This is a genomic window from Colwellia sp. BRX8-7, from assembly GCF_014077275.1.
In the GTDB taxonomy this organism is placed as follows: Bacteria; Pseudomonadota; Gammaproteobacteria; order Enterobacterales; family Alteromonadaceae; genus Colwellia_A.
In genome coordinates, this window is record NZ_JACGVP010000076.1 from 1 (window position 1) to 788 (window position 788).

A 788-nucleotide genomic window follows, 5' to 3' on the forward strand; every position below is an offset into this window, starting at 1 on the left:
AAGTCTTGACAGAATATTTGCGATTTTAGTCTCGATAGCGCCTCGTTTGTCTGCTCTTATTACGCGACCTGTTTCATCTACAAGGGTTAAATAGTCCTTCAAACTAAAGCGGATACCGGAGGTTTGTTCTTGCTGTTCATGGCCCGTAAAAGGTAATAACGTTGTCGGTTGCTCTCCGATAATGGCTGCTTTGATACGCAGTTGAATACTGGTAAAATTCGATTGCTCAGGTGTTGGAGCAATGCCCGCACGCACTGGATTTAAATCTACATAAGCCATACAAGCAAGTAACGCCCCTTCATCGAGCAGGGCTTGTGATTTAAAGCGTCCTTCCCAAAAGTGCCCCGTGCATTTATCTTCTTTATTGGCTTGTCGAGCAATAGGCTCGTTTAATGCCCGCATAAACCAACTGATATCGATTAAGCGCTGTTTATAGACTTGTGCTGTTTCTTCAACCATTTCCATTTCGAATGTCGTTAATGATTGCTGTTGTTGATATTGACGGGTCAACAGGGTGCCTTTGAACAACGTATGCCAACGGGACAGTACTTCTAGCGTCGTCCAGTTGTTAGCTTTTTCACTATCAACATGAAGGACTAAATGTAAGTGATTATTCATGACAGCGTGAGCACAAATATCAATAGCAAACACCTGAGATAATTTAAAAATGCGCTGTTCAATCCAATGACGCCTGTGCTCATAACTGACACCGGTTTCTTTATCAACACCACATAAAAAGGCTTTTCGAACGGTTTGACTGCAAATATGATAATACGGCGTATCAGATA

Annotated in this window: 1 protein-coding gene; it reads right to left on the bottom strand. The window is 42.1% G+C overall.

Annotated features, from left to right (window positions below; all coding sequences use genetic code 11):
• The coding region (locus tag H4J57_RS19510) for a transposase (RefSeq protein WP_182243993.1) at positions 1 to 788 on the bottom strand (788 nt) is incomplete at both ends.